A 23,184-nucleotide genomic window follows, 5' to 3' on the forward strand; every position below is an offset into this window, starting at 1 on the left:
CTCTCCTTCTGATCTAGGCAATCCGAAGGATCTGCGGTGGCCGCCTCTTTCATCCCGGAAAGTCCCGGTCATACACCACTTCGGTGGACGCGACCTTGATCATCGCGGTCGGTGCCGGTCGTTGGGTGTCCCCGTGGTTCAGCCGTTCCCGCGAATAGGTCACCCTCCCCGGTGTGCGTGGTGACCTGTGGTGTGCCGGTGGGCGTGGGTTTCCACGTTGCCGGGGGTGGTGGTGTGTGTGGTGATTTGTGGTGTGCCGGTGGGCGTGGGTTTCCACGTTGCCGGGGGCAGCGGTGTGTGTGGTGATTTGTGGTGTGCCGGTGGGCGTGGGTTTCCACGTTGCCGGGGGCAGCGGTGTGTGTGGTGATTTGTGGCGTGTATGTGGGTGTAGGTCACCACGTATCGGACGTACCGACGCCCGAATTGCGGAAATTGAATCATCGTCCGCGGCGATCGTGCGTTTCCGGCGACTATTGGTTGCCAAGATCTATGGCGGCTGGTGGTCGATGTTGGGTGGCGTCTACTGCCAGGCGGCGAGTCACAAGAATTGAGTCAGCGATGACAACCGCACAAGATTCCGCCAGCTCGAGCGGGCGGAATGGCGCGGGCGTGAATGGAATGACGGCGAACGCGTCAGCCGATGGATACCCCGGCCGGCGAATCTCCGGGTCGGCGGGATTGGCGTCCGGTCAGGGGGCGACGACAGTGAAGACGGTGGCTCATCGGACGCTGTCGGTTCCTGCAGTCACGCGTTCTGACGCCCTGCCTGTCGGGCTCGCTGCTCGTGGGGGAGTGGAGCGCAGGCTCCGGTCCAGGCTCGCCGGCCAACGGCTGGTCGCGTGGGTCGGCTGCTGGAGGTTCGGGCGAGTCGATGTGCAGAGGGTCCGATGGGGCCCGAGCCTGCCCGGCCTGCAGCGGGATGGGGAAGTCTGGCAGTGACGTGCCGTAGTGAGGGCGGTGTCGGGCCGGCGTTTGCGGTATGCGGGTTGCGGGCGGTCCGCGCTGAGCGAGTGGGACCCGTTGCCGCGCGGACCGTGTCAGGAGCGACCGGGGTTACCGGTGGGCGGAGGGCAGGAAGTCCAGCAGGAGTGCGTTGATCTCGTCCGGCCGTTCCAGGCTCGGCAGGTGGCCGGCCCAGTCGAGGTGCAGGTGGCGGGACTGTGGCAGCCGCCCGTCCAGGTGGATCGCGATGTCACGGAAGTCGGGCAGGTCGTGGGATCCGGTGACCAGCAGGGTCGGCGCGGTGATCCGGGCCGGGTCGGGCTCGACGCGGAACGGCTCGTAGGGCACGTTCTCGGCGGCGATCTGCACTTCGAAGGCGTGGCGCTGCATCACCCGTACATGATCACGGGTTTTGTCCTCTGCCTCGGGGCCCACCCACACCTCGACGTTGAGATCGACGGCGCCGGTGATGTCACCCGCCTCCAGGAGGGCCTCCTCGCGTTCGTCGAACGCCTGCAGTTCGGCGCTGGGCTCGTGACCGCGCAGCGCGGTGCAGAGCAGGGCGAGGGCAGTCACGCGGTCCGGCCACCGGGAGGCGAACTCGATCGCCAGCCTGCCGCCACCGGACGCGCCGACGATCGCCACCCGGTCGGCGCCGAGGTCGTCGAGGAGCCCGGCGATCGCAGCGGCCTCGTCAAAACGTCCGGCGGGCACAGGTGTCCCGCCGTAGCCGGGCATGTCGCAACGCACCACACGGTGGCCCGCGCCTGCCAGTGCCGGCACCTGGGGATCCCACATCCGCCGGTCGCACACGGTCGAATGCAGCAACAGAACTGCCGGCCCGGAGCCGGTCACATCATGAGCGAGAGTCATCGAGGCGACCGTATCCACCGGCCGGGCCCGAAGCACCCCCTTTTCGCTGTACGGCTCCGGGTCAGGCGGCCACGACCGCTCGGTACGGCTCCGGGTCAGGCGGGCACGACCGCTCGGTACGGCTCCGGGTCAGGCGGCCACGACCGCTCGGGTGGACTCGGAGCGGGTGCGGGCGTCGAGTTCGCGCCAGGCCGGAAACAGGAATGGGGCCATGGTCACGGCCAGGTAGCCGAGGGCGGCCACCAGCGCCGCGTTCTGCAGGCCCAGCCGGTCGGTGGCCCAGCCGCCGATGACGCCGCCGAACGGGATTCCGGCCCATGAGACGGCTATCAGCACGCTGATGACCCGGCCGTGCAGGTGGGTGGGGATGCGGCGGTAGACGGACGCCATCAGGATCGGGTTGACCGTGGACATCAGCGCGCCGGCCAGGGCGGCCGTGACCAGGACCGTCCACATCCGGTCGGTCAGAGCCAGGGCCAGCAGCTGTGCCGGACCGCCCAGGAAGAAGCAGACGCCGACGGTGAGCCGCCGGGACAGGCGTGGGGCCATCACCGTGTACAGGATGTTCCCGGCGACGGCGCCCAGGCCGAAGGCGGTGCCGATGACGCCGAGGGCGGCGGGGCCGTGCGGACTCTCCCGGACCCAGACCGGTACGAAGACCGTCGCGAACGCCTGATCGAACATGTTGGTGGCGAACAGCATCGACATGACGCCGAGGATGAGCCGGTCGGAGCGTACGTATCGGAACCCGTCCCGCAGCGCCGCAGTGTACCCCTGATGTTCGCTCTCGGCGAGGGCCGCCGCGTCGGCATGGCCGACCCGGACCAGGATGCCGATGATCAGCGCGCTGGCCGCGAACGACAGGGCGTCGAAGAGCAGGACCGGCGCCGGCCCGAACGCGGCGATGAGCACCCCGGCCAGCGGCAGGCCGACGAGTGTCGAGGCGCGGCAGATGCCGTCGTACAAGGCGGTGCCGCGCTCGGTGGAGACACCGGCCGCCGCGAGTGTCCTGGGCAGCAGCGCCCGCTTGGCCGCATCGCCGAAGCCGCGTAACGCGCCGGCCAGGGCGATGAGGGCCAGCAGCACGCCCAGGGAGACCGAATCGCAGTAGGCGAGCAGCGGGATGCCCGCGACGGCGAGGACACTGGCCGTGTCGGCGGCCACCGCTGTCGGCCGTGGGCCCACCCGGTCCACTATGGGCCCGCCTATCAGGCCGGCCAGCACGTACGGCAGCATCTCGGCCAGTCCCGCCAGACCGGCGAGCAGCGCCGAGTCCTGTGTGGTGAGAACGAGCCAGGGTACGGCCACGAAGGTGATCCGGCTGCCGAGCATGGAGAGCGCCTCGGCGGTGAGAAGAGCGCCCAGCTGACGGTTCACCACGTGACGCGGGTGAACCTGCCCGCGGGGGAGATGAGCGACGGGCACCGACCGAACATATGATTCCCGGCCGGTCGGGGCAAGGTAATCATCGATGCTTGGGAATGTCTCACGTGGGCGGCAGGTGGTCGATCACGTTGTACCGGTCGAGCGTCAGCTTCCCGGACGCGGCGGCGAACCGGGTGATCGACGCGTTGCGTACGTTGCCCGACTCCTTCTCCACGGCGAGCACCTCGTCCCAGTCGAGGTTCTCGATGACGGCGCGCATCATGAGCACCACCGCGTCGTGGGCGACCACGATCACGCGCTCGCCGGGATGCCGGTCGCGCAGATCGTCCAGAAAGGACCGCAGGCGGACCGCGATGTCGGCGAACGACTCTCCGCCGGGTGGGGTGTACTCGAATTCGCCCGCGGCGGCCCGCCGGCCCGACTCGTCCGGGAAGCGCGCTGCGATCGCCGCCCGGGTGAGCAGCTCCAGCTCGCCCATCAGCCGGTCGACCAGGCGATCGTCGGTGGTCGGCTCCGGAAGGTCCAGGCCGGAGGCCTCGGCGGCGATCCGCCAGGTCTCCCGGGCCCGAAGATACGGCGAGGTGATCGCCACCTGTGGCCGGTGCTCGTCCGGAAGGGCGGCCAGCCAGCGTCCCAGCGCCGCGGCCTGCTCCTCGCCCGTCTCGGTGAGCGGCACCTCGGCGTCGCGCCCGCTCACCGCCACCTCCATCAACCCGTCCGCGTCGGCGGCGGCGAAGGCGACATTGGCCAGGCTCTGCCCGTGCCGGACCAGAATCAGTTCAGCGACCATGATCGGACCCTATCGAGTCGGACCGCCCGCGGTCACGCTATGAGGTTGATGTGAAACGTCACGTGATCAACATGTTGATTCCGGGATGCCCTTTCTGACCCGCGAAAATCACTGGCCGGTACGCCCGGACAGGACCCAGGATGGCGGCGTGACCAAGTTGAAGCCGTACCTCGCCGTCTCTGTCGCCGTGGCCGATCGGGCCGGGCGACAGCAGCCGGCCGCCTGTCGGACGGCGGGTCTGCGGCAACGGTCATGAGCGGGGCGTTCCTGGCCGGCGTGGTCGCCGGTTACGGCATCGCCGTGCCCGTCGGAGCCATCGGCGTGCTGATCGCCGGGCTCAGCGCCCGCACGTCGCTGCGGGTCGGGGCGGCCGCCGGGATGGGCGCGGCCACCGCGGACGGGATCTACGCACTGATCGCCGTCGCCGGGGGAGCGGCCGTGGCCTCGGCCGTCGCGCCGGTGGCGACGCCGCTGCGCTGGGCCGGGGCACTGGTTCTGCTCGCGCTCGCCGGATGGACCGCACTGGGCGCGATCCGCCGGCCAGGCATCACCGAGCGCGACGAGCGTCCGGCGACGGCACTCCGGGCGTACGCGGGGGTGCTGGCCCTGACCCTGCTCAACCCGGCGACCGTGATCTATTTCGCCGCGCTGGTGCTCGGCAGCGGCGGTGCCGGAGGCGGCGTCTGGTTCGTCGCCGGGGCCTTCCTCGCGTCGGCGAGCTGGCAGCTGCTGATTGCCGGCGGCGGCTCGCTGATAGGGCGGTTCCTCACCGGTGACCGTGGCCGCCTCGTCACCGCCCTGGTCTCCAGCGTGGTGATCGCCGTCCTGGCGGTGCATCTGCTGCTGGACACCTGACGAGCCGGAGGCTGTTGCTGGATGGCCGGGCCGTGAGGCGCTATGCGGAGTCATAGGTGCTTCGAGGCCTCCCGGACGGAGAGCGGGGACAGGGTGTCCACGTGGGTGGTCAGGAACGTCCGCACCGCGTCCGGGTCGGTGCGGGCGTAGTGGCGCAGCGCCCAACCGATCGCCTTGCGGACGAAGAAGTCGCGGTGACCGGCCTGCCCGGCGCAGTAACCGAACAGGCGCCCGGTGTCGGTCGCCTCGCGATAGTGCAGCTGGTGCAGGATCGCCGTGCGGATCAGCCATTTGTCGGCCGCGCCGGACCACTCGTCCATCCGGGCGGCCAGGCCTGGGTGCCGGCGGACCAGGCCGGCCACGACGTGGGTGGCGAGTGGGTCCACAGTGTCCCACCAGGACTTCGTGGTGATCAGCTCGGCGGCGGTGTCGAGGAACGCCGGGCCCGCGACAGCGATGTGCCGCATCAGGTAGTCACAGGCGAACTGCTGGAACTCGCGCTCGTCTCGCGTCCAGCAGGCCAGGGCCACGTCGCGCAGCTCGGCCTCCGACGGCGATGGCAGACCGGCCAGCGCGACGCGTGCCTGTGCCCGTCGCACCGCGCTGGTCAGGCCGAGGAACGGGAACTGGTCGCGCATGTAGGCGGCGGCGCCCACGGCCCGTGCCGGGTCGCGGGCCTGTTCGAAGGCGCCGGTCAGCCGCTCGACCAGCACCAACGCGAGGTCGCTCATGTCCGCATCCTCCCACCGGGGTATGACAGAAACCGCGAGGCCGGCAGGAGGGCCCGGGCGTGCGGCAGAAACCCGTCGGCGTGGCGCCGTAGGCTGGTGGGGTGGCAGAACGAGCCGCCGCCGGGGGCGGGAAGTGGGTCGACGTCGCGCCCGAGCGGCTGCCCCGATGGCTGGAGAACTTCGAGGCGCGCCATGGCGCGTACGACGAAGAGGGTCTGACCGTGACCGGCGCCGACGGTGCGTCGGCGACGCTGCATCTGCCACCCGGGGCCGTGGCCGTCTCGACCGTGGCCGAGCTGATCGCCGAGGCACGCAGGCCGCGGAGGCTCGGGTTGCTGCTGGCCCGCAAGGGCGCGGTCGCCGTCGGCATCGCCGACGGCGACGAACTCGTCACGTCCAAGGTGGACACGCATTACGTGCAGGGACGCACGGCGGCGGGTGGCTGGTCACAGCAGCGCTTCGCGCGTCGGCGCGACAATCAGGCCAAAGCGGCGGCCGCCGACGGCGCCGGCATCGCGGGCCGCCTTCTTCTCCCCGAGGTACGTACGATCGCCGCGCTCGTCACCGGCGGCGACCGCTCCGCCGTCGATGCGATCCTCGCCACACCGCAGCTGGCTCCGGTCGCCGCCCTGCGGGCCGGCCGGTTGCTCGACGTGCCCGAGCCGCGGCACGCGGTCCTGGTGTCCGCCGTTGCCGCGGCTCGCGCCGTGCCGATCCTGATTCAGGAACCGGTCACAGAGTCACGCCGGCCTTGAAGGTGTCGCACTGCTTCGGGTCGCCGCTCTCCCAGCCGACCCGGAACCAGCGCTGGCGCTGCTCGGACGTGCCGTGGGTGAACTGCTCCGGGTTGACCTGGCCACCACCCTGCTTCTGGAGGGCGTCGTCGCCGATCTGACCGGCGGCCTGGATACCCTCCTGGACGTCGGTCTCGGTGAGGCTCTTGAAGATCTTGTCGCCGTCCTTGTCGACGGTGTTCGACGCGGCGTGCGCCCAGGCGCCGGCGTAGCAGTCGGCCTGCAGCTCCAGCTTCACCGACTCCTGGTTGGCGGAGTCCGGGTCGCGCTCCTGACGGCGGCGCATCTCCGCCTCGGTGCCGAGCACGTCCTGCACGTGGTGCCCGTACTCGTGGGCCAGCACGTACGGCTGAGCGAACTCACCCGGAGCGCCGAGCTGCTTGGCGAGCACCTGGTAGAAGGTCAGGTCGATGTACACCCGGTCGTCGGCGGGGCAGTAGAACGGTCCGACGCCGGAGTCGGCCGCGCCGCACCCCGTGCTGACCCGCTGCGAGAAGATGATGGTGGTGGCGGGCTTGTACTGCTCACCGAACGACTCGGGAAGCTGCTTCTGCCAGAACCGCTGGATCGACGTCACATAGAGCGCGTTACGGCACTCCAGCAACTGCACACGCTGCTGCTCGTTCGCGCACTGGTCGAGGTTGTTCCCGGGCGGGGCGGAGTTGTCGCCGCTGCCGAGGGTGTTGATCCCGAAGTAGCCGCCGATCAGGGCGATGGCCAGGGTGATCACGATGCCGGCGAGTCCGCCGCCGCCGATCGGCAGGCCGCCTATGCCGCCACCGCCACCCGATCCGCGGGCGTCCTGCACCGATCCGGCGTCGATGTCGGCGCGTTCATTGAGTTCCATCTCGTCCTACCTTCAAGACGGTTGCCCGGGAGACCACCTCTGCACGGTTGTCCGGCGTGTACCCGTTGATCTTGTGAATTAATCGGGTGGGAGGTGTTACCGGGGGCCGAGTAAGATGGTCGCGTGCTGCTCTGCGAAGGCTGACCTGCCCCGGCGCCGACCGTCCTCTCGATGGCCGGCGCTTTTCTGCGCCCTGAGTCAGCCGTCTCACCGAGAGCGAGAGAAACCTCATGATCACCGCCACCGGACTGGAACTCCGCGCCGGCGCGCGCATCCTCATCTCCCCGACCACCCTGCGGGTGCAGCCCGGCGACCGGATCGGCCTGGTCGGCCGCAACGGCGCCGGAAAGACCACCACCCTCAAAGTCCTTGCAGGCGAGGGCATTCCGTACGCCGGACAGGTCGAGCGGACGAGCGAGATCGGTTACCTGCCCCAGGACCCGCGGACCGGTGACCTGAACGTGACCGGCCGCGATCGTGTGCTGTCCGCCCGCGGTCTGGACACCATCCTCGCCGAGATGCAGAAGCTCGAGATCCAGCTCGAGGAGAGTTCCGAGGAGAAGCTGGTCCGGCGGTACGGCCACCTGGAGGACCAGTTCTCCGCCCTCGGTGGTTACGGCGCCGAGGCCGAGGCCGCCCGGATCTGTGCCAACCTCGGCCTGCCCGAGCGTGCGCTGGCCCAGACCATCGGCACCCTCTCCGGCGGTCAGCGCCGCCGGATCGAGCTGGCCCGCATCCTGTTCGCGAACTCCGGACAGAACGGCAAGGGCATCCTGCTGCTCGACGAGCCGACCAACCACCTCGACCACGACTCGATCGCCTGGCTGCGCGGTTACATGGCGCAGCACAAGGGTGGCCTCATCGTGATCAGCCACGACGTCGAGCTGCTCGACGCCGCGGTGAACAAGGTCTGGTATCTCGACGCCAACCGCTCGGTCGTCGACATGTACAACATGGGCTGGAAGACGTACCTCGAGGCGCGTGAGACCGACGAGCGCCGCCGCCGCCGCGAGCGGGCCAACGCCGAGAAGAAGGCCGGCGCTCTGATGGCGCAGGCCGACAAGATGCGTGCCAAGGCCACCAAGACGGTCGCCGCGCAGAACATGGCACGTCGTGCCGAGAAACTGCTCGGCGGTCTGGAGGAGGTCCGCAGCTCCGACAAGGTGGCGAAGGTCCGCTTCCCGAGTCCGGCTCCGTGCGGCAAGACGCCGCTGACCGCGACAGGCCTTTCCAAGTCGTACGGGTCGCTGGAGATCTTCACCGATGTCAGTGTCGCGGTGGACCGCGGCTCGCGCGTGGCCATCCTGGGCCTGAACGGCGCCGGCAAGACCACCCTGCTGCGGATGCTGGGCGGTCTGCTCGAGCCGGACACCGGTGAAGTGCGCGCCGGGCACGGGCTGCGGCTGGGTTACTACGCCCAGGAGCACGAGACGCTGGACGTCGATCGGACGATCCTGGAGCACATGCGCAGTGCCGGCTCCGAGCAGACCGACACCGAGCTGCGGAAGATCCTCGGCGCGTTCCTCTTCTCGGGCGACGACGTCGACAAGCCGGCCGGTGTGCTCTCCGGTGGCGAGAAGACCCGTCTCGCCCTGGCCACCCTGGTCTGCTCGGGCGCCAACGTGCTGCTGCTGGATGAGCCGACGAACAACCTCGACCCGGTCAGCCGGGAGCAGGTGCTCGACGCGATCGCCAACTACCCGGGCGCGATCGTGCTGGTCACGCACGATGCCGGCTGTGTGCAGGCGCTCAAGCCGGACCGGGCGATCCTGCTGCCCGACGGTGACGAGGACGCCTGGAGCGACGATCTGCTGGAGCTCGTCGAGCTGGCGTAAGTCCGTACCGAGGTCCGATCATCGTCGATCCTCAGTTGTCAACTGGTGCCCACACAGACAGTGCGATGTTCGGGCGTTTACGAACAGGTCGGGCAGCCGCAGGCCGCTCCGGGCCAAGGTCGAGAGTCACGCCATGGAGCGATCACAGCACTCTCCGGAGCGATCGAGGCGCTCCCCTCGATCGAGTGTTTTCGCAGGTGATCGATGGTCTTGGGAGCGCGGCCCCCGAGGCGGAAATGCGTGCCGACACCCTGTCGGCAAACTGTCTGACATTGATGCCGGTGGTAACCGTCAAGTTCCTGACAGTAATAAATGGGCACGTTCACGGGGGCTAGATACCTGGCGCATGATCGTCCGAGACGGTGTAATAGGTGGGACCGTATCTGACCGCACTGTCTGCGACGTGAGGATTCAAGATGGCAGCCACTGGCACAGCTACCAGTACTGAGAAGGGTCGTCGAATCGTCGGTAGCGAGCGGCAGTCGCTCGCCAAGGACCTGGTGAAGCGTTACACCGGCGGAGAGAGCATCCGCGCGCTCGCAGCGTCCACCGGCCGTTCCTACGGATTCGTGCACCGGGTGCTCACCGAGTCGGGCGTGCAGTTGCGCCAGCGTGGTGGCGCACGCCGCCGTAAGAAGGCGTGACGGCCGGGAACGCCCATCCGGGTTCGACCGACGAGGTAGGCGTTCGCTACGAACAGGACGGGCCGGTCGCGACGGTGACGTTGTGCCGGCCCGACGTTCTCAATGCCCAGACTCCGGAGATGTGGACGGAGCTAGGCAGCATTTCCCGGAAATTGCCGGGGGACGTACGGGTCGTCATTGTCCGAGCCGAGGGGCGCGCGTTTTCCGCGGGCCTGGATCTGTCGGTGGCACGGGGCGACGGCGATTCTTCACTGTCCCGCCTGGCGCAGTTGTCCGCGTCCGAGTGCGCGGATCGGATTGCCGGGTTCCAGACCGCGTTCACCTGGTTGCGGAGTCCGTCCATTGTGACGATTGCCGCGGTACAAGGACATGCGATCGGGGCCGGCTTCCAGCTTGCGTTGAACTGCGACATGAGGATCCTCGCCGACGACGCGCGGTTCTCCATGGCGGAGGTCACACTCGGGCTGGTTCCCGACCTGGGCGGCACCAAACGGCTCACCGAGCTCGTCGGTCCGTCCCGGGCACTGGAGATCTGCGTGACCGGGCGGCGCATCGCCGCCGACGAGGCGGACCGGATGGGGCTGGCGACAGCCGTGGTACCCCGGGCCGGACTCGACGGGGCGGTCGCGGAGCTGGCTGCCGCGGTGCTGGCGGCGGACAGGGGCGCGGTCGGCGAGATCAAGGCCCTGCTGGCGGGTGCGTCCCTACGGTCGTACGCGGAGCAGGACCGGGCCGAGCGCGAGGCCCAGACACGGCGGCTCAGCGAATTGCTGGGCTCGGGGGAGTAGATCACCTCCCGGGATTGTCGTACCCACGAGGCAGACTTTCTCCAACTGCCCCGTCGAACGGCACCCGGGAGGTGACATGTCCAGCTGGAGTGTCCTGCGGTCGATCCAGAACGCGGACCGGGTCAACGAGCATCGGGTACGCAAGGGCGTGTCCCGGCGGATCGTCCGGTTCGCCGGGCCGTATCGTCGCGACATCGCGGTGTTCCTGCTGACCGTGGTGCTCGCCGCCGGGATCGGGGTGGCCACGCCACTGCTCGCCGGTGAGGTCATCAACGCGATCACCGCGGGTGGCTCCGGTGCGGCCGGGGCTGTGGTGCGGATCGCGCTGGTGATCGCCGGGCTCGCGGTCGCCGACGCCCTGCTGTCACTCGCCCAGCGGTGGTATTCGGCACGCATCGGCGAGGGCATCATCCTCGACCTGCGGACCCGGGTCTACGACCACGTGCAGCGCATGCCGCTGCAGTTCTTCGCGCGCACCCAGACCGGCGCCCTCGTCAGCCGGCTCAACAACGACGTCGTCGGCGCCCAGCGGGCCTTCACGTCGACACTGTCCGGTGTGGTCAGCAACGTCATCCAGCTGGCGCTCACGGCCGCCGTGATGTTCACCCTGTCCTGGCAGATCACCGCGCTGTCGCTGCTGCTCCTGCCGGTGTTCATCGTGCCCGCCCGCCGGGTGGGGAAACGGCTCGCCGAGATCACCCGCGAGTCGTACGACCTGGACGCCAAGATGAACGCGACGATGACCGAGCGGTTCAACGTCTCCGGCGCCCTGCTGGTCAAACTGTTCGGCCGTCCCGACAACGAGGCGGCCCGGTTCGGCGAGCGCGCCTCCCGGGTCCGCGACATCGGTGTCCAGCAGGCGATGTACTCCCGCACGTTCTTTGTGGCGATGTTGCTCGTCGCCTCCCTCGCGCAGGCGCTGACGTACGGTTTGGGCGGCTGGCTCGCGGTCCGCGGCAACGTCTCGGCCGGCACCGTCGTCACCCTGGCCCTGCTGCTCACCCGGCTCTACGGGCCGCTCACGGCGCTCAGCAACGTCCGGGTCGACGTGATGAGCGCGCTGGTCTCGTTCGACCGGGTCTTCGAGGTGCTCGACCTGAAACCGGGCATCGCCGAGAAACCCGATGCCGTCCCGGTCCCGGCCGGGTCGGGGCGGATCGAGTTCCGTGACGTGCGGTTCCGGTATCCCAGCGCCGACCAGGTCTCGCTCGCCACCCTCGAGGACGTGAGCACCCTCGACCGCACGGAGCAGGAGGAGGTGCTCACCGGCCTCGACTTCACCGTCGAGCCGGGCCAGATGGTCGCGCTCGTCGGGCCGTCCGGCGCCGGCAAGTCGACCACGTCGATGCTGGTCTCCCGGGTCTACGACGTAACCGGCGGGACGGTCCTGGTCGGCGGGGTCGACGTCCGCGACGCGACCCTGGAGTCGCTGCGCGACACTGTCGGCGTCGTCACCCAGGACTCACATCTCTTCCACGAGACGATCGCCGACAACCTGCGCTACGCCCGGCCCGGCGCCACCGAGGAGCAGATGTGGGAGGCCCTCACCGGAGCACGGATCGCCGCTCTGGTCCGAGCCCTGCCCGACGGGCTGGACACGGTGGTGGGCGAGCGCGGCTACCGGTTCTCCGGCGGCGAGAAACAACGCCTCGCCATCGCCCGCCTGCTGCTCAAACAGCCGTCGATCGTGATCCTCGACGAGGCCACCGCACACCTGGACAGCGAATCCGAGGCGGCCGTGCAGCGGGCCCTCGCCGAGGCGCTGCGCGGGCGGACCGCGCTCGTCATCGCGCACCGCCTCTCCACGATCCGGGAGGCCGACCAGATCCTGGTGCTCGACAAGGGACGGATCGTCGAGCGAGGCCGTCACGAGGAGCTGATCGGCGCGGGCGGCCTCTACGCTTCGCTGTATCGGACCCAGTTCACGGAAGCGGTGATCTGATGGGCTACCTCTTCACCCTCGCGGGCCTCGCCGTCGTCTGCCTGTTCCTGCTCCGGTTCGCCGTCTGGGCCCGTCGCAAGGGAGTCGGCGGAGGCCTGATGGGCCCGATCGACGAGGCCTGGCACCCGTCGGCCGACCGTTTCCGGCGCGAGATCGCCACGCACGAGGAGCGTGTCCTGCCACCACGCCCCGGCGACGACCGCGACCGACCATGACCGTGGCCCATCCCTCCGCCTGCCCACCCCGCCGTCCCGGCCGCTGCCGTCCGTCCGGCCCTCGACTGTCCCGGCCGCTGCCGTCCGTCCGGCCTTGACTGTCCCGGCCGCTGCCGTGCGGCCGCTCGGCCGTCTGGCGTCCGGCTATTCGATCGCAGGTCGTCCGGCAGTCTGGCCCCTGGACCGCTGCTCGGTCGGCCGTCTGCGGGGTGGGTGTCCCGTCCGAACGTAAACCGGATGTCCACTGTGTAGCTGATCGTTAGCCTCGGCGGATGGAGATGGTTGCGCACAACCCGACGGACGGCGTCTATCCGGCCACCAGTGACTACGTGCATGCCATGGAGGTTCGCGGCGCTCAGCGGACGCTCTACATCTCGGGGACTATGGGCCTCGATCGCTCCGGGAAGCCCGGCGAGACGCTCAGCGAACAGCTCGTGCTCATATGGGACAACATCCGGGCCATCCTCGCCTCGGCCGGGATGACGGTGGACAACGTCGTCCGGCAGACCAGCTATCTCCGGGACGTGTCCTATGCCGAGGAGAACGCGGCCGCCCGTGTCGCAGCGCTCGGCGGCCGTTCCATCCCGACCACGGCTGTCGTCGTGCAGACGCTGGAGAGAAACTGGCTGATCGAGCTGGAGATCATCGCCGCCGCCTGAGTCCGCCGCCCGACCCGACGCGGGCTGCGGCCTGAGCCCGCCGCCCGAGCCCGCCGTCCACGGCTGCTGTCTAGGGCCGCCGCCCGGGTCCGCTGTTCAGGCCCGCCGACGGGGTCGTGTCGACCTTGGATGTTGATTGCCGCCCTAGAGCTGCCCAAATAGGACTTAACATTCAAGGTCGACATTGCCTCCCGGATGCTGGACATTCGTGCGGGCCAGAAAGTCTCCGGCCAGAAAGTCTCCGGCCAGGGAGACAACCACCGTCCACGATCGATGCGCGGGAACGAGCGTTCAAGGTCCGTCCGGTGCGGCGCCGCGAGTGTTCAAGGTGTATCCGGTGCGGCGCCGTGAGTGTTCAAGGAGTATCCGGTGCGGCGCTACGAGCGCCCAAGATCCACTCGGTGTGACAACGAATGTCCGCGATCGGGGCAGCGCTCTCTGCGACGGCCCGGAATCAGGTTCGGGGTCAAGGGCGGGCGGCTGCGCGGAGGGCGGCGAACTCGGTGATCAGGGCGGGGAGCTGGAAGTGGGCGTTCAAGCCGCTCGGGTTCGGGAGGACCCAGACCGGGACACCGGCGATCTGTTCGTCCTGCGGGCCCAGGCGTGCCTTTGGGCGGCCGAAGGCGGCGCGGTAGGCGGTCACCCCGAGCACCGCCAGGTAGCGCGGACGCAACCGGCCCACTCGTTCCGCCAGCCGGGCGCCGCCCGCCACGTACTCCTCCGGTGACAACTCGTCGGCGCGGGCGGTGGCGCGTTCCACGACGTTGGTGATACCCAGGCCCAGCGCGGGCAGGAGGTGCTGCTCGGAGGGGCGCAGCAGACGATCGGTGAAACCGGCACCGTGCAGCGCGGGCCAGAACCTGTTGCCTGGGCGGGCGAAGTGATGGCCGGTCGCGGCCGAGTACAGGCTCGGATTGATGCCGGAGAACAGCACCAGCAGATCCGGGCCGGTCACGTCCGGGACGGTGCGGTCGGAGGCTGCCGCGACCTCTTCGGCGCTTGGCCGGCGTACCGCAGCAGATCTTGTGGGGTTGGGGTCGACCGGGACCGGAGGCATGGCCGCCACGTGCCCGCCTGGAGCGAGACGCGCTGACCGCCCCGCCGTCTGTGGATGGGCGGCGGATGAGCCCCGAGAGGGCGGCGGCGGGTGGGTCACAGGGTGCGGAGGGCGCCGCCGTCGACCGCGACCGCCACGCCGGTCACGTAACTCGCCGCCGGGGAGAGGAGGAAGGCGGCGACGCGGCCGAACTCCGTGGGCTCGCCGATGCGGCGGAGGGGGACGCCGGCCGCGACCGATTCGGCGGCGGCGACCGGGTCGGCGGCTGCCTCGAACAGCTCTCGGCTGCGGTCGGTCATGAACCGGCCGGGCAGGATGCTCAGCACCCGGATGCCGCGCGCGCCGAACTCGTCGGCCATGTCCTTCGCCACCATCGCGAGGCCGGGACGGAAACCGTTGGACAGGCCGAGCCCGGCCAGCGGCGTCTTCACCGAGGTGGACAGCACCAGCCCGATCGCGCCGCCTTCCGGCAGCGCCGACGCGAAGGTCCGGGCCGCCCGCACCGAACCGAGGAACACCGTCTCGAACGCGCTCGTCCACTGGTCGTCGCTCATGCTCGACGCGGTGCCCGGCGCCGGGCCGCCCACCGAGACCAGAGCGCCGTCCAGCCGGCCGAAGCGTTCCTGCGCGGAGTGCACCAGCTCGCGCGGCGTGCTCGGATCGGACAGGTCGGCGGTCACACCCAGAACGTGGTCGGGGCCGCCCAGCGCGGCGACCGCCTCGGCGACCCGATCGCCGTCGCGGGAGGAGATCACCACCCGGGCGCCGTCGCCGACCAGCGCCTGCGCCGTGGCGAACCCGAGCCCGCGGGAGGCTCCGGTGAGGATGAAGACACGATCAGCGAGCCCGAGATCCATACCCCGATCCTGCCACCCCACGGTGCAACGCGTTCGCCGTGGCCGCGTCGGCGGGCAGGAACGCCTCGATGGCGAGCTCGGACAGGGTCACGTCGCGCGGGGTGCCGAGCACGGTCGTGATGCTGAAGAACTCCAGGGCGTCGATGTGCAGCGGGACCACGAGGCCGTCCGGACGGGCCGCGACCCCGCCACCGGGATATCCGGCCAGCTCCGTGCGCAGCGCGCGTAGCACCGGGTCGCCGGTCGCGGCGGCCTGCCGGTCGAGGCGGTGCAGGATGTGCGTACGCCATTCGGGAAGATTGCGGATCCGCGGCGCCATGCCGGCCGGGTGCAGTGCCAGACGCAGGACGTTGACCGGCGGGGCCAGCAGGTCGGCGGAGCACCCCACGGTGAACAGCGCCACCCCGTCGTTGGCGTCGACCATCGTCCAGTGGCGATCCACCAGCACGGCCGGATGGGGCGAGTGCCCGGCCAGCACGTTGCGCAGCGCCGTGAGCACGTCGGCCAGCGACGGTCCGTCCAACTCGGACTCGGGGTAGGCGGGTGCGTATCCGCCGGCCAGGAGCAGCTCGTTGCGGGCCCGCAGCGGTACGTCGAGCTCCTCGGCCAGGCGCAGCAGCATCTGCCGGGTCGGCCGCGACCGCCCGGTCTCCACGAACGACAGATGCCGGGTCGACACCCCGGACCGGCCGGAGAGGTCGAGCTGGCTCATCCGCCGCGTGTCCCGCCAGCCGCGCAGCAGTCTGCCCACGTCGCTCATTCCGGCAGCGTAGGCAGCCGCACGGTGCCGCTGCCATTACCCGCGGGGTAATCGGCGGCGTTACCGGCCCGGTCGCTAGCCCAGGACGTGCCCGCCGTTCACGGCGATCCGTTCGCCGGTGATGAAGCGGGACGCGTCCGAGGCGAGGAAGCCCACCACGTCGGCGACCTCGGCCGGCGTTCCCATCCGTTGCAGCGGGACGTCGAGCCGGTACGCCTCCACGTCCTCGGCGGGGACGGCGGCGTGCCGTTCGACGGGGATCCATCCGGGCGCGACCAGGTTCACGGTGATGCCGAGCGGGCCGAGCTCCCGCGCCCAGGTGCGAGTCAGGGACAGCTGCGCCGCCTTCGCGGCGGAGTAGGCGGACATCCCCGGCGCGGAGCGCTCCGGCAGATCGGAACCGATCTGGATGATCCGGCCGCCGCCCAGCTCACGCATGTCCGGCGTCACTGCCCGCATCAGCAGGGTGGGGCTCTTGACGAAGAACAGCAGCTGGTCGAGGTGGTCCTGCCAGGTCAGGTCCAGAGCCGGGCGGACCGGCTGGGGCCCGGTGGCGTTGGGCACCAGCACCCGGACCGGGCCCAGTGTGTCGCGTACGGCCGGAATCAGTGCCGCGACGTCGGCCTCGTCGGTGGCGTCGGCGCGGAAGGCGGCCGCCGTCCCACCGGCGGCGACGATCTCCGCGACGACCCGCTCGGCGCCTGCCGGGTCGGGCAGGTAGTTGACGGCCACCGGCCAGCCGTCCGCGGCGAGGCGGCGCGCGATCGCCGCACCGAGACCGCCGGAGGCTCCGGTGACCAGGGCGGAGCCTCGCGGCTCAGTGCCGGCGGACGGCATCCTCGACCACGTCCAGGACGGCCGCGAGCTCGCCGGCGGGGCGGCCGGTGGCCAGGTGGAGGACGAGACCGTCGTACGCCAGCTCGAGGAACTGGGTGAGGACCTCGACCGGGACGTCGTCGCGCAGGACGCCGGCGTCCCGCTGGCGCTGCAGTCGCTCGCGGGTGGCGTCGGCGATGGCGGCGGAGCGCTGGGCCCACCGTTTCGCGAAAGCCGCATCGGTACGCCGGCGGTGCGCCACCTCGAGCTGGGTGCCGAGCCAGCCGGCCGTGTCGCCTTCGCTGTTGCCCGCCCGCTCGAGCAGGTCACGCATCACCTGGACCAGACCGTTGCGGGCGACGGTCTCCGCCATGCTGGCAGCGTCGTCCTCTGCCACGGCCAGGAACAGATGTTCCTTGTCCCGGAAATGGTGAAAAATCGCGCCGCGGGACATGCCCGTGGCCTCTTCGAGCCGCCGGACCGTGGCGCCGCCGTAGCCGAACCGGGCGAAACAGTTGCGGGCCGCGCTGAGGATCTCGTGGCGGCGCGCATCTAGCTGGTCCTGACTCACCCTGGGCACGTCGCTGATCGTGTCACGGGCCGGCGCGGTCTTGCAATCCGTACGTACGGCTTACTAGAGCGGCGCGTCGCCTGATCGGATGACGCGAATTTCGTCATGCTCTCAGCGGTTTGTTAACACTCCTGGACTTCTCGGTTCCGTGGGCGCTCACGTAAAGTGCGCGCGTGCCTCTAGTCTTCCTCTCCCTGGACGACACCCTGCTCGATCGCAGTGGTGCGTTCCGGCTGTGGGCCAAGGGGTTCCTGGACGAGATCGCGGCTCCGCAGGACGACCTGGAGTGGCTGGTCGCGGTGGACGCGGACGGTCTGACCTCCCGCTGGGATCTCGCCGACCGGATCCGCGACCGCTACCGGCTGCGGGTCTCCTCGATCGACCTGGTCGACGAGCTGAACGGTGGGCCACTCACCTACGAACGCCTCGACCCCATGGTCGGTTGCGCGCTGGAGATCGCCGGCGACGCCGGGCTGGTCCCGGTCGTGGTCACCAACGGGCCGGCCGACCAGCAGGAGTCCCGGATCCGCCGGACAGGTCTGGACCGGTACGTCGCCGATTGGGTGATCTCCGAGGAGTGCGGGGTGAGCAAACCGAACCCGCGGATCTTCGCGCTCGCCGCGCAGCGGGTACGGATGCGGCTGGCCGGGGCGTGGGTGCTCGGGGACAGCCCGGAGGCGGATATCGGCGGGGCGGCGGCGCTGGGCCTGCCCAGCGTGTGGCTGCACCGCGGGCGGGACTGGGTGGACAACCGGTTCGCGCCGACCCACGCGGTGGGCAACGTGATCCAGGGGATCTCGGCGATCATGGCCGCCCGCTGAGATAAATCGGTTGCGCGCTCCGCCGTGATCGGAGAGAGTTGGCGCGCTGTAGAGAGACCCGGCGAGAGAGAAGGGGGTGCAGACCAGATGGCTGTCGTTGTGATGCCCGCTGTCTTCGTTTCCCCGAAAACTTCTTTCTCCGAGGAGAACCTCCAGTGCGCGAGCACGACTCTTACGGCTCCACCACCATGCGCGGCAAGCGCCGCAAGTTCGACGACGACGACCCCACTTTCGTAAAGCGCGGCCGGATCGAGCCGGCCCTGCAGGAAGACCCGGATCTGCCCGAGGAGGGCGACCGCTGGTCCACGTGGGACGGCGCTCTGCACGGCCCCGAACCCCGCCCGGACTGGGTTCGCACCGAGTACGGCGCAGTCGACACCGAGCTGGGGATGCTCAAGACCGGCAAGGAAGCCGATGTCTTCCTGGTCCGCCGGGCGATCCCCGGCACCGACAAGATCAGCATGCTGGCCGCCAAGCGATACCGCGACGGCGACCACCGGATGTTCCATCGCGACGCCGGCTACCTCGAGGGGCGCCGGGTCCGCCGGTCCCGTGAGATGCGGGCCATGAACAACCGGACCGCGTTCGGCAAGGAGATGATCTCCGGGCAGTGGGCGATGGCCGAGTTCGGCGCTCTCGGCCGGTTGTGGGAGATCGGGCAGGAGAGCGGCCTGGTCTGCGTTCCCTACCCGGTGCAGCTGGTCGGCACCGAGCTGATGATGGAATTCATCGGCGACTGGGAGACCGGCGAGGCCGCGCCACGGCTCGCGCAGGTCCGGGCCGACCCGGACAGGCTGGCCGATCTCTGGCGGCAGATGACCGACGCGCTGTCGGTGCTGGCCCGGGCCCAGGTCGCCCACGGTGACCTGTCGCCCTACAACACGATGGTGCACGACGGCCGGCTGGTCATGATCGACCTGCCGCAGATCGTGGACGTCATCGCCAACCCTCGCGGTGGCGAGTTCATCGCCCGCGACGTGCGGAACGTGGCGAGCTGGTTCCGGTCACGCGGCCTCACCATCGACGAGGACGAGCTGATCGAGCGCCTTCACTTCGAGGCGGGGCTGCGCTGACGTCCGGCGGGAGCCGGGGCCGTACGGCCCCGGCTCACCTCACTGAATGTAACCCTCCACCTCGCCGGTGCTGTGGGCCTGCTCGGCGTCCGGATCGTGGCCGGCGTCACGGGCCGCCCGGCGGCGGCGCAGCAGGTCCCAGCACTGGTCGAGGGACTCTTCGAGATTTTTGAGACGAGTGTGCTCCTCGTCGGAGGAGATGGCGCCCTCGCTCAGCTGGCGGCGAAGCTTGTGCTCCTCGTCGACCAGCTCGCTGATCCGGCCCAGAACAGTCTTGTCATCCATTCCCGAAGCCTATTCACCACAGGCCGGGTGGCCGCGCCGACACGTGGGACGATCGTCGGGTGACGCTCGAGACACAGCGGGAGCACATCCTCTCCGGCCGCATGTACAACGATCTGACCGACGAACTCGTCGAGGCCCGGCAGCGGACCGTGCTGCTGACGAACGAGTACAACGACAGTTTCGGCAAGCCGCCGGCCGAGCGGGAGGCGATCCTGCGGCGGCTGCTGAAGTCGGCCGGGCGGGACTGCTACTTCGAGCCGACGTTCCGATGCGAGTTCGGGTTCAACATCAGCATCGGGGACGCGTTCTACGCCAACTTCGACTGCGTGATGCTCGACGGCGGCGGGATCACCATCGGTGATCACGTGCTGTTCGGGCCGCGGGTCGGCATCTACACGTCCAACCACGCCATCGACGCGGCGGAACGGGCGGCGGGCGCCTGCTACGCCAAGCCGGTGACGATCGGTGACAACGTGTGGGTCGGCGGTGGCGTCACCATCAACCAGGGCGTCACCATCGGCGACGGGGCGATCATCGGCTCCGGCAGCGTGGTGACGAAATCGATTCCGGCCGGTGTCATCGCGGCCGGCGTCCCGGCCCGGGTGCTGCGCGAGATCACCGAGACGGACCAAACCGGCTTCCAACCTTGATGCGGTACGGGTGAACGCGGCCTGTGCGAAGTGGGGGCGCGTGGGCCGTACCCCCATGGAAAAGCCCGCCTCCCGAGACCGGGAAGCGGGCCTTGACCAGGCAATCAGCTGCGGAGCATCTTCCGGAGGACGTACTGGAGGATGCCGCCGTTGCGGTAGTAGTCGGCCTCGCCGGGCGTGTCGATGCGGACGACCGCGTCGAACTCGATGCCGGTGTCGGTGGTGACCTTGACCGTGCGAGGCGTGGTGCCGTTGTTGAGCTCGGTGACGCCGGCGAACGAGAAGGTCTCGGTACCGGTGAGGCCGAGCGACGCGGCGTTCTCGCCCTGCGGGAACTGCAGCGGAAGCACGCCCATGCCGATCAGGTTCGAGCGGTGGATGCGCTCGTAGCTCTCGGCGATGACGGCGCGGACACCGAGGAGCATGGTGCCCTTGGCGGCCCAGTCACGCGACGAACCCGAGCCGTACTCCTTGCCGGCCAGGATGACCAGCGGGATGCCGGCCTCCTGGTAGGCGACCGAGGCGTCGTAGATGGTGCTCTGCTCGCCGGTCAGGTGGTTGAGCGTGAAGCCACCCTCGACATCGGTCAGCAGCTGGTTGCGCAGCCGGATGTTGGCGAACGTGCCGCGAATCATGACCTCGTGGTTGCCGCGGCGCGAGCCGTAGCTGTTGAACTCGGCGCGCGGGACGCCGTTCTCCGCGAGGTACTTGCCGGCCGGCGAGTCGGGCTTGATCGAGCTGGCCGGGGAGATGTGGTCGGTGGTGACCGAGTCGCCCAGCTTGGCCAGGACGCGCGCGCCGGAGATGTCGGTCACCGGGCTCGGCTCGGCCTGCATGCCCTCGAAGTAGGGGGGCTTGCGGACGTAGGTGGAGTCGCTCGCCCAGGCGAACGTGTCACCGGTCGGGGTGGGCAGCGACTGCCACTGCTCGTCGCCGGCGAAGACGTCCTGGTAGGCGGTGCTGAAGCCGTCGGCGCCGATGGCCTGCGCGATCGTCTCGTCGATCTCGGCGTTGGTCGGCCAGATGTCGTTCAGGTAGACCGGCTTGCCGTCCGAACCCGTGCCGAGCGGCTCGGTGGTGATGTCGATGTCCATCGAGCCGGCCAGGGCGTACGCCACGACCAGCGGCGGGGACGCGAGGTAGTTCATCTTGACGTCCGGGTTGATCCGGCCCTCGAAGTTCCGGTTGCCGCTCAGGACGCTGACCGCGGTCAGGTCGGCCTCGTTGATGGCGGCCGAGACCTCCTCGGGCAGCGGGCCCGAGTTGCCGATGCAGGTGGTGCAGCCGTAGCCGACCAGGTTGAAACCGATCTTGTCCAGGTACGGTGTGAGCCCGGCCCGGTTGTAGTAGTCGGAGACGACCTTCGAGCCCGGGGCCAGGGTGGTCTTGACCCACGGCTTGCGGGTCAGGCCCTTCTCCACGGCCTTCTTGGCGAGCAGAGCGGCACCGATCATCACCTGCGGGTTCGAGGTGTTGGTGCAGGACGTGATGGCGGCGATGACCACCGCGCCGTGGTCCAGCTCGTACTCGACGCCGTCCTCACCCTTGACCAGGGTGGGCTTCGACGGGCGGCCGTTCGATCCGTTCGCGGCGCTGAAGACGTGCGGCTTGTCGGCCGGGTCGTCGACGCCGTTGGCCGGCGAGTCGCTGGCCGGGAAGGACTCGTCGCTGGCCTCGTCGGCGTGACCCTGCGGCTGCACGTAGTTCTTCAGGGCGTCGCGGAACATCGGCTTGGCCTCGCTGAGCAGGACGCGGTCCTGCGGGCGCTTCGGGCCGGCCAGCGACGGGACGATCGTCGACAGGTCGAGCTCGAGCTTCTCCGAGTAATCCGGCTCGGCGGCCGGGTCGAGCCAGAGGCCCTGACGCTTGGCGTACGCCTCGACGAGGGCCACCTGCTGCTCGGAGCGGCCGGTCAGCTTCAGGTAGTCGATGGTCTGCTCGTCGATCGGGAAGATCGCGACGGTGGAGCCGTACTCCGGCGACATGTTGCCGATGGTCGCGCGGTTGGCCAGCGGGACGGCGCTCACGCCGGGGCCGTAGAACTCGACGAACTTGCTGACCACGCCGTGCTTGCGCAGCATCTCGGTGATGGTGAGCACCAGGTCGGTGGCGGTGGTCCCGGCCGGGGCCTCGCCGAACAGCTTGAAGCCGACGACCCGCGGGATCAGCATGCTGACCGGCTGGCCGAGCATGGCGGCCTCGGCCTCGATGCCGCCGACGCCCCAGCCCAGCACGCCCAGGCCGTTGACCATCGTGGTGTGCGAGTCGGTGCCGACCACGGTGTCCGGGTAGGCCTGGCCGTTGCGCTCCATGATCGTCCGGGCCAGGTACTCGATGTTGACCTGGTGCACGATGCCGGTGCCCGGCGGGACGACCTTGAACTCGTTGAAGGCGGTCTGGCCCCAGCGCAGGAACTGGTAGCGCTCGCGGTTGCGCTGGTACTCCAGGTCCACGTTGCGCTGGAAGGCGTCCGCCCGGCCGAACAGGTCGGCGATGACCGAGTGGTCGATGACCATCTCGGCGGGCGAAAGCGGGTTGACCTTGGTGGGGTCGCCGCCCAGATCCTTGACGGCCTCGCGCATGGTGGCCAGGTCGACCACGCAGGGAACGCCGGTGAAGTCCTGCATCAGCACCCGTGCCGGGGTGAACTGGATCTCGACGTTGGGTTCCGCGTTCTTGTCCCAGCTGCCGAGCGCGTTGATGTGGTCGGCGGTGATGTTCGCGCCGTCCTCAGTGCGCAGCAGGTTCTCCAGGAGGATCTTCAAGGAGTAGGGCAGGCGATCGTGCCCCTTCACCTTGTCGATCGTGAAAATCTCGTAGCTCGCGTCTCCGACGCGCAGCTCGCTCTTCGCACCAAAGGTGTCGAGGCTGGCCACCGTCATCTCCTTCACACCCAGCGACTGGAAGTCAAGTCTTTCGCACCGAAAGGGCGACCTCTTGGTTAGGTATGCCTAACTCTCGGTTGTGCGTCTTCGGTAAACCGTACGTCCGTC

23 protein-coding genes are annotated in these 23,184 nt (G+C 69.6%); 11 read left to right on the forward strand and 12 right to left on the reverse strand.

Going from position 1 to position 23,184, the window contains the following annotated elements:
- Window positions 1–1,053 precede the first annotated feature (1,053 nt).
- The 3 genes from CLV67_RS50220 to CLV67_RS50230 form a co-directional block, all read right to left on the reverse strand.
- On the reverse strand, window positions 1,054–1,815 hold the full coding sequence (locus CLV67_RS50220) for an alpha/beta fold hydrolase (RefSeq protein ID WP_106331103.1): 762 nt from the start codon (window positions 1,813–1,815) through the stop codon (window positions 1,054–1,056).
- 129 nt (window positions 1,816–1,944) lie between these two features.
- Complete coding sequence (locus CLV67_RS50225) at window positions 1,945–3,240, reverse strand: MFS transporter (protein ID WP_249038000.1); 1,296 nt, start codon at window positions 3,238–3,240, stop codon at window positions 1,945–1,947.
- A 61-nt stretch (window positions 3,241–3,301) separates the two neighbouring features.
- Window positions 3,302–3,991 (reverse strand): histidine phosphatase family protein, encoded by a 690-nt coding sequence (locus tag CLV67_RS50230; RefSeq protein ID WP_106331104.1) that lies wholly within the window; start codon window positions 3,989–3,991, stop codon window positions 3,302–3,304.
- 252 nt (window positions 3,992–4,243) lie between these two features.
- On the opposite strand from CLV67_RS50230, the gene CLV67_RS50235 reads away from it, so the two are divergent.
- Window positions 4,244–4,846 carry a LysE family transporter gene (locus CLV67_RS50235; RefSeq protein ID WP_106331105.1) on the forward strand — a complete coding sequence of 201 codons (603 nt, stop codon included), beginning with the start codon at window positions 4,244–4,246 and terminating at the stop codon, window positions 4,844–4,846.
- Between the two features lie 50 nt (window positions 4,847–4,896).
- Here the strand turns inward: CLV67_RS50235 and CLV67_RS50240 are convergent, their stop codons facing one another.
- Window positions 4,897–5,577: a DNA alkylation repair protein gene (locus CLV67_RS50240; protein ID WP_106331106.1), complete on the reverse strand. Its 681-nt coding sequence runs from the start codon at window positions 5,575–5,577 to the stop codon at window positions 4,897–4,899.
- A 101-nt stretch (window positions 5,578–5,678) separates the two neighbouring features.
- Between CLV67_RS50240 and CLV67_RS50245 the strand changes: the two genes are divergently transcribed.
- Complete coding sequence (locus tag CLV67_RS50245) at window positions 5,679–6,332, forward strand: acVLRF1 family peptidyl-tRNA hydrolase (protein ID WP_106331107.1); 654 nt, start codon at window positions 5,679–5,681, stop codon at window positions 6,330–6,332.
- On the opposite strand, the gene ypfJ is transcribed toward CLV67_RS50245, so the two are convergent.
- Window positions 6,310–7,218, reverse strand: a complete 909-nt coding sequence (ypfJ, locus tag CLV67_RS50250) for a KPN_02809 family neutral zinc metallopeptidase (protein ID WP_106331108.1) — start codon at window positions 7,216–7,218, stop codon at window positions 6,310–6,312. The two genes, CLV67_RS50245 and ypfJ, sit on opposite strands and share 23 nt — an antisense overlap.
- A 230-nt stretch (window positions 7,219–7,448) precedes the next feature.
- Between ypfJ and CLV67_RS50255 the strand changes: the two genes are divergently transcribed.
- The 6 genes from CLV67_RS50255 (at window position 7,449) to CLV67_RS50280 (ending at window position 13,301) form a co-directional block, all read left to right on the forward strand.
- A complete protein-coding gene (locus tag CLV67_RS50255; protein WP_106331109.1) occupies window positions 7,449–9,053 on the forward strand; it encodes an ABC-F family ATP-binding cassette domain-containing protein in 1,605 nt (534 codons plus the stop codon).
- 416 nt (window positions 9,054–9,469) lie between these two features.
- On the forward strand, window positions 9,470–9,697 hold the full coding sequence (locus CLV67_RS50260; protein ID WP_020510159.1) for a helix-turn-helix domain-containing protein: 228 nt from the start codon (window positions 9,470–9,472) through the stop codon (window positions 9,695–9,697).
- Window positions 9,694–10,485 carry an enoyl-CoA hydratase/isomerase family protein gene (locus CLV67_RS50265; protein WP_106331110.1) on the forward strand — a complete coding sequence of 264 codons (792 nt, stop codon included), beginning with the start codon at window positions 9,694–9,696 and terminating at the stop codon, window positions 10,483–10,485. Before CLV67_RS50260 ends, CLV67_RS50265 begins: the two co-directional genes overlap by 4 nt.
- Window positions 10,486–10,561: 76 nt before the next feature.
- A complete protein-coding gene (locus CLV67_RS50270; protein ID WP_106331111.1) occupies window positions 10,562–12,427 on the forward strand; it encodes an ABC transporter ATP-binding protein in 1,866 nt (621 codons plus the stop codon).
- Entirely contained in the window at window positions 12,427–12,642 is a 216-nt protein-coding gene (locus CLV67_RS50275) for a hypothetical protein (RefSeq protein ID WP_106331112.1), read from the forward strand. The genes CLV67_RS50270 and CLV67_RS50275 overlap by 1 nt, the downstream gene beginning before the upstream one ends.
- A 272-nt stretch (window positions 12,643–12,914) precedes the next feature.
- Window positions 12,915–13,301: a RidA family protein gene (locus CLV67_RS50280; RefSeq protein ID WP_106331113.1), complete on the forward strand. Its 387-nt coding sequence runs from the start codon at window positions 12,915–12,917 to the stop codon at window positions 13,299–13,301.
- Between the two features lie 466 nt (window positions 13,302–13,767).
- On the opposite strand, the gene mug is transcribed toward CLV67_RS50280, so the two are convergent.
- The 5 genes from mug to CLV67_RS50305 all read right to left on the reverse strand — a co-directional run bounded on the left by mug (window position 13,768) and on the right by CLV67_RS50305 (window position 17,371).
- Window positions 13,768–14,358, reverse strand: coding sequence for a G/U mismatch-specific DNA glycosylase (gene mug, locus CLV67_RS50285; protein WP_106331114.1), 591 nt, complete (start codon window positions 14,356–14,358; stop codon window positions 13,768–13,770).
- Window positions 14,359–14,453: 95 nt separating this feature from the next.
- Window positions 14,454–15,215 (reverse strand): SDR family oxidoreductase, encoded by a 762-nt coding sequence (locus tag CLV67_RS50290; protein WP_106331115.1) that lies wholly within the window; start codon window positions 15,213–15,215, stop codon window positions 14,454–14,456.
- Window positions 15,196–15,975, reverse strand: a complete 780-nt coding sequence (locus CLV67_RS50295) for a helix-turn-helix domain-containing protein (RefSeq protein ID WP_106331116.1) — start codon at window positions 15,973–15,975, stop codon at window positions 15,196–15,198. Before CLV67_RS50295 ends, CLV67_RS50290 begins: the two co-directional genes overlap by 20 nt.
- 75 nt (window positions 15,976–16,050) lie before the next feature.
- Entirely contained in the window at window positions 16,051–16,812 is a 762-nt protein-coding gene (locus tag CLV67_RS50300) for an SDR family oxidoreductase (RefSeq protein WP_106331117.1), read from the reverse strand.
- On the reverse strand, window positions 16,793–17,371 hold the full coding sequence (locus CLV67_RS50305; RefSeq protein ID WP_106331118.1) for a TetR/AcrR family transcriptional regulator: 579 nt from the start codon (window positions 17,369–17,371) through the stop codon (window positions 16,793–16,795). The genes CLV67_RS50300 and CLV67_RS50305 overlap by 20 nt, the downstream gene beginning before the upstream one ends.
- A 164-nt stretch (window positions 17,372–17,535) precedes the next feature.
- On the opposite strand from CLV67_RS50305, the gene CLV67_RS50310 reads away from it, so the two are divergent.
- A complete protein-coding gene (locus tag CLV67_RS50310) occupies window positions 17,536–18,183 on the forward strand; it encodes an HAD family hydrolase (protein ID WP_106331119.1) in 648 nt (215 codons plus the stop codon).
- A gap of 155 nt (window positions 18,184–18,338) precedes the next feature.
- The gene (locus CLV67_RS50315; protein ID WP_373873221.1) at window positions 18,339–19,256 is read left to right on the forward strand and encodes a serine protein kinase RIO; all 918 of its coding nucleotides are present in this window, start codon (window positions 18,339–18,341) and stop codon (window positions 19,254–19,256) included.
- Between the two features lie 39 nt (window positions 19,257–19,295).
- Here the strand turns inward: CLV67_RS50315 and CLV67_RS50320 are convergent, their stop codons facing one another.
- A complete protein-coding gene (locus CLV67_RS50320) occupies window positions 19,296–19,541 on the reverse strand; it encodes a DUF2630 family protein (RefSeq protein ID WP_106331120.1) in 246 nt (81 codons plus the stop codon).
- 59 nt (window positions 19,542–19,600) lie between these two features.
- Between CLV67_RS50320 and CLV67_RS50325 the strand changes: the two genes are divergently transcribed.
- On the forward strand, window positions 19,601–20,191 hold the full coding sequence (locus CLV67_RS50325; RefSeq protein ID WP_106331121.1) for a sugar O-acetyltransferase: 591 nt from the start codon (window positions 19,601–19,603) through the stop codon (window positions 20,189–20,191).
- 104 nt (window positions 20,192–20,295) lie between these two features.
- Here CLV67_RS50325 and acnA read toward each other — a convergent pair whose 3' ends face one another.
- Window positions 20,296–23,082: an aconitate hydratase AcnA gene (acnA, locus tag CLV67_RS50330; RefSeq protein ID WP_106331122.1), complete on the reverse strand. Its 2,787-nt coding sequence runs from the start codon at window positions 23,080–23,082 to the stop codon at window positions 20,296–20,298.
- Window positions 23,083–23,184 lie beyond the last annotated feature (102 nt).

It is taken from the genome of Actinoplanes italicus, assembly GCF_003001815.1.
In the GTDB taxonomy this organism is placed as follows: domain Bacteria; phylum Actinomycetota; class Actinomycetes; order Mycobacteriales; family Micromonosporaceae; genus Actinoplanes; species Actinoplanes italicus.

Excerpts from the sequence above, each read along its gene's own strand:
- CLV67_RS50220 (WP_106331103.1), bottom strand. The coding sequence starts at position 1,815 with ATGACTCTCGCTCATGATGTGACCGGCTCCGGGCCGGCAGTTCTGTTG.
- CLV67_RS50230 (WP_106331104.1), bottom strand. The coding sequence starts at position 3,991 with ATGGTCGCTGAACTGATTCTGGTCCGGCACGGGCAGAGCCTGGCCAAT.
- CLV67_RS50235 (WP_106331105.1), top strand. The coding sequence starts at position 4,244 with ATGAGCGGGGCGTTCCTGGCCGGCGTGGTCGCCGGTTACGGCATCGCC.
- CLV67_RS50240 (WP_106331106.1), bottom strand. The coding sequence starts at position 5,577 with ATGAGCGACCTCGCGTTGGTGCTGGTCGAGCGGCTGACCGGCGCCTTC.
- ypfJ (WP_106331108.1), bottom strand. The coding sequence starts at position 7,218 with ATGGAACTCAATGAACGCGCCGACATCGACGCCGGATCGGTGCAGGAC.
- CLV67_RS50255 (WP_106331109.1), top strand. The coding sequence starts at position 7,449 with ATGATCACCGCCACCGGACTGGAACTCCGCGCCGGCGCGCGCATCCTC.
- CLV67_RS50260 (WP_020510159.1), top strand. The coding sequence starts at position 9,470 with ATGGCAGCCACTGGCACAGCTACCAGTACTGAGAAGGGTCGTCGAATC.
- CLV67_RS50270 (WP_106331111.1), top strand. The coding sequence starts at position 10,562 with ATGTCCAGCTGGAGTGTCCTGCGGTCGATCCAGAACGCGGACCGGGTC.
- CLV67_RS50275 (WP_106331112.1), top strand. The coding sequence starts at position 12,427 with ATGGGCTACCTCTTCACCCTCGCGGGCCTCGCCGTCGTCTGCCTGTTC.
- CLV67_RS50280 (WP_106331113.1), top strand. The coding sequence starts at position 12,915 with ATGGAGATGGTTGCGCACAACCCGACGGACGGCGTCTATCCGGCCACC.
- mug (WP_106331114.1), bottom strand. The coding sequence starts at position 14,358 with ATGCCTCCGGTCCCGGTCGACCCCAACCCCACAAGATCTGCTGCGGTA.
- CLV67_RS50290 (WP_106331115.1), bottom strand. The coding sequence starts at position 15,215 with ATGGATCTCGGGCTCGCTGATCGTGTCTTCATCCTCACCGGAGCCTCC.
- CLV67_RS50295 (WP_106331116.1), bottom strand. The coding sequence starts at position 15,975 with ATGAGCGACGTGGGCAGACTGCTGCGCGGCTGGCGGGACACGCGGCGG.
- CLV67_RS50300 (WP_106331117.1), bottom strand. The coding sequence starts at position 16,812 with ATGCCGTCCGCCGGCACTGAGCCGCGAGGCTCCGCCCTGGTCACCGGA.
- CLV67_RS50320 (WP_106331120.1), bottom strand. The coding sequence starts at position 19,541 with ATGGATGACAAGACTGTTCTGGGCCGGATCAGCGAGCTGGTCGACGAG.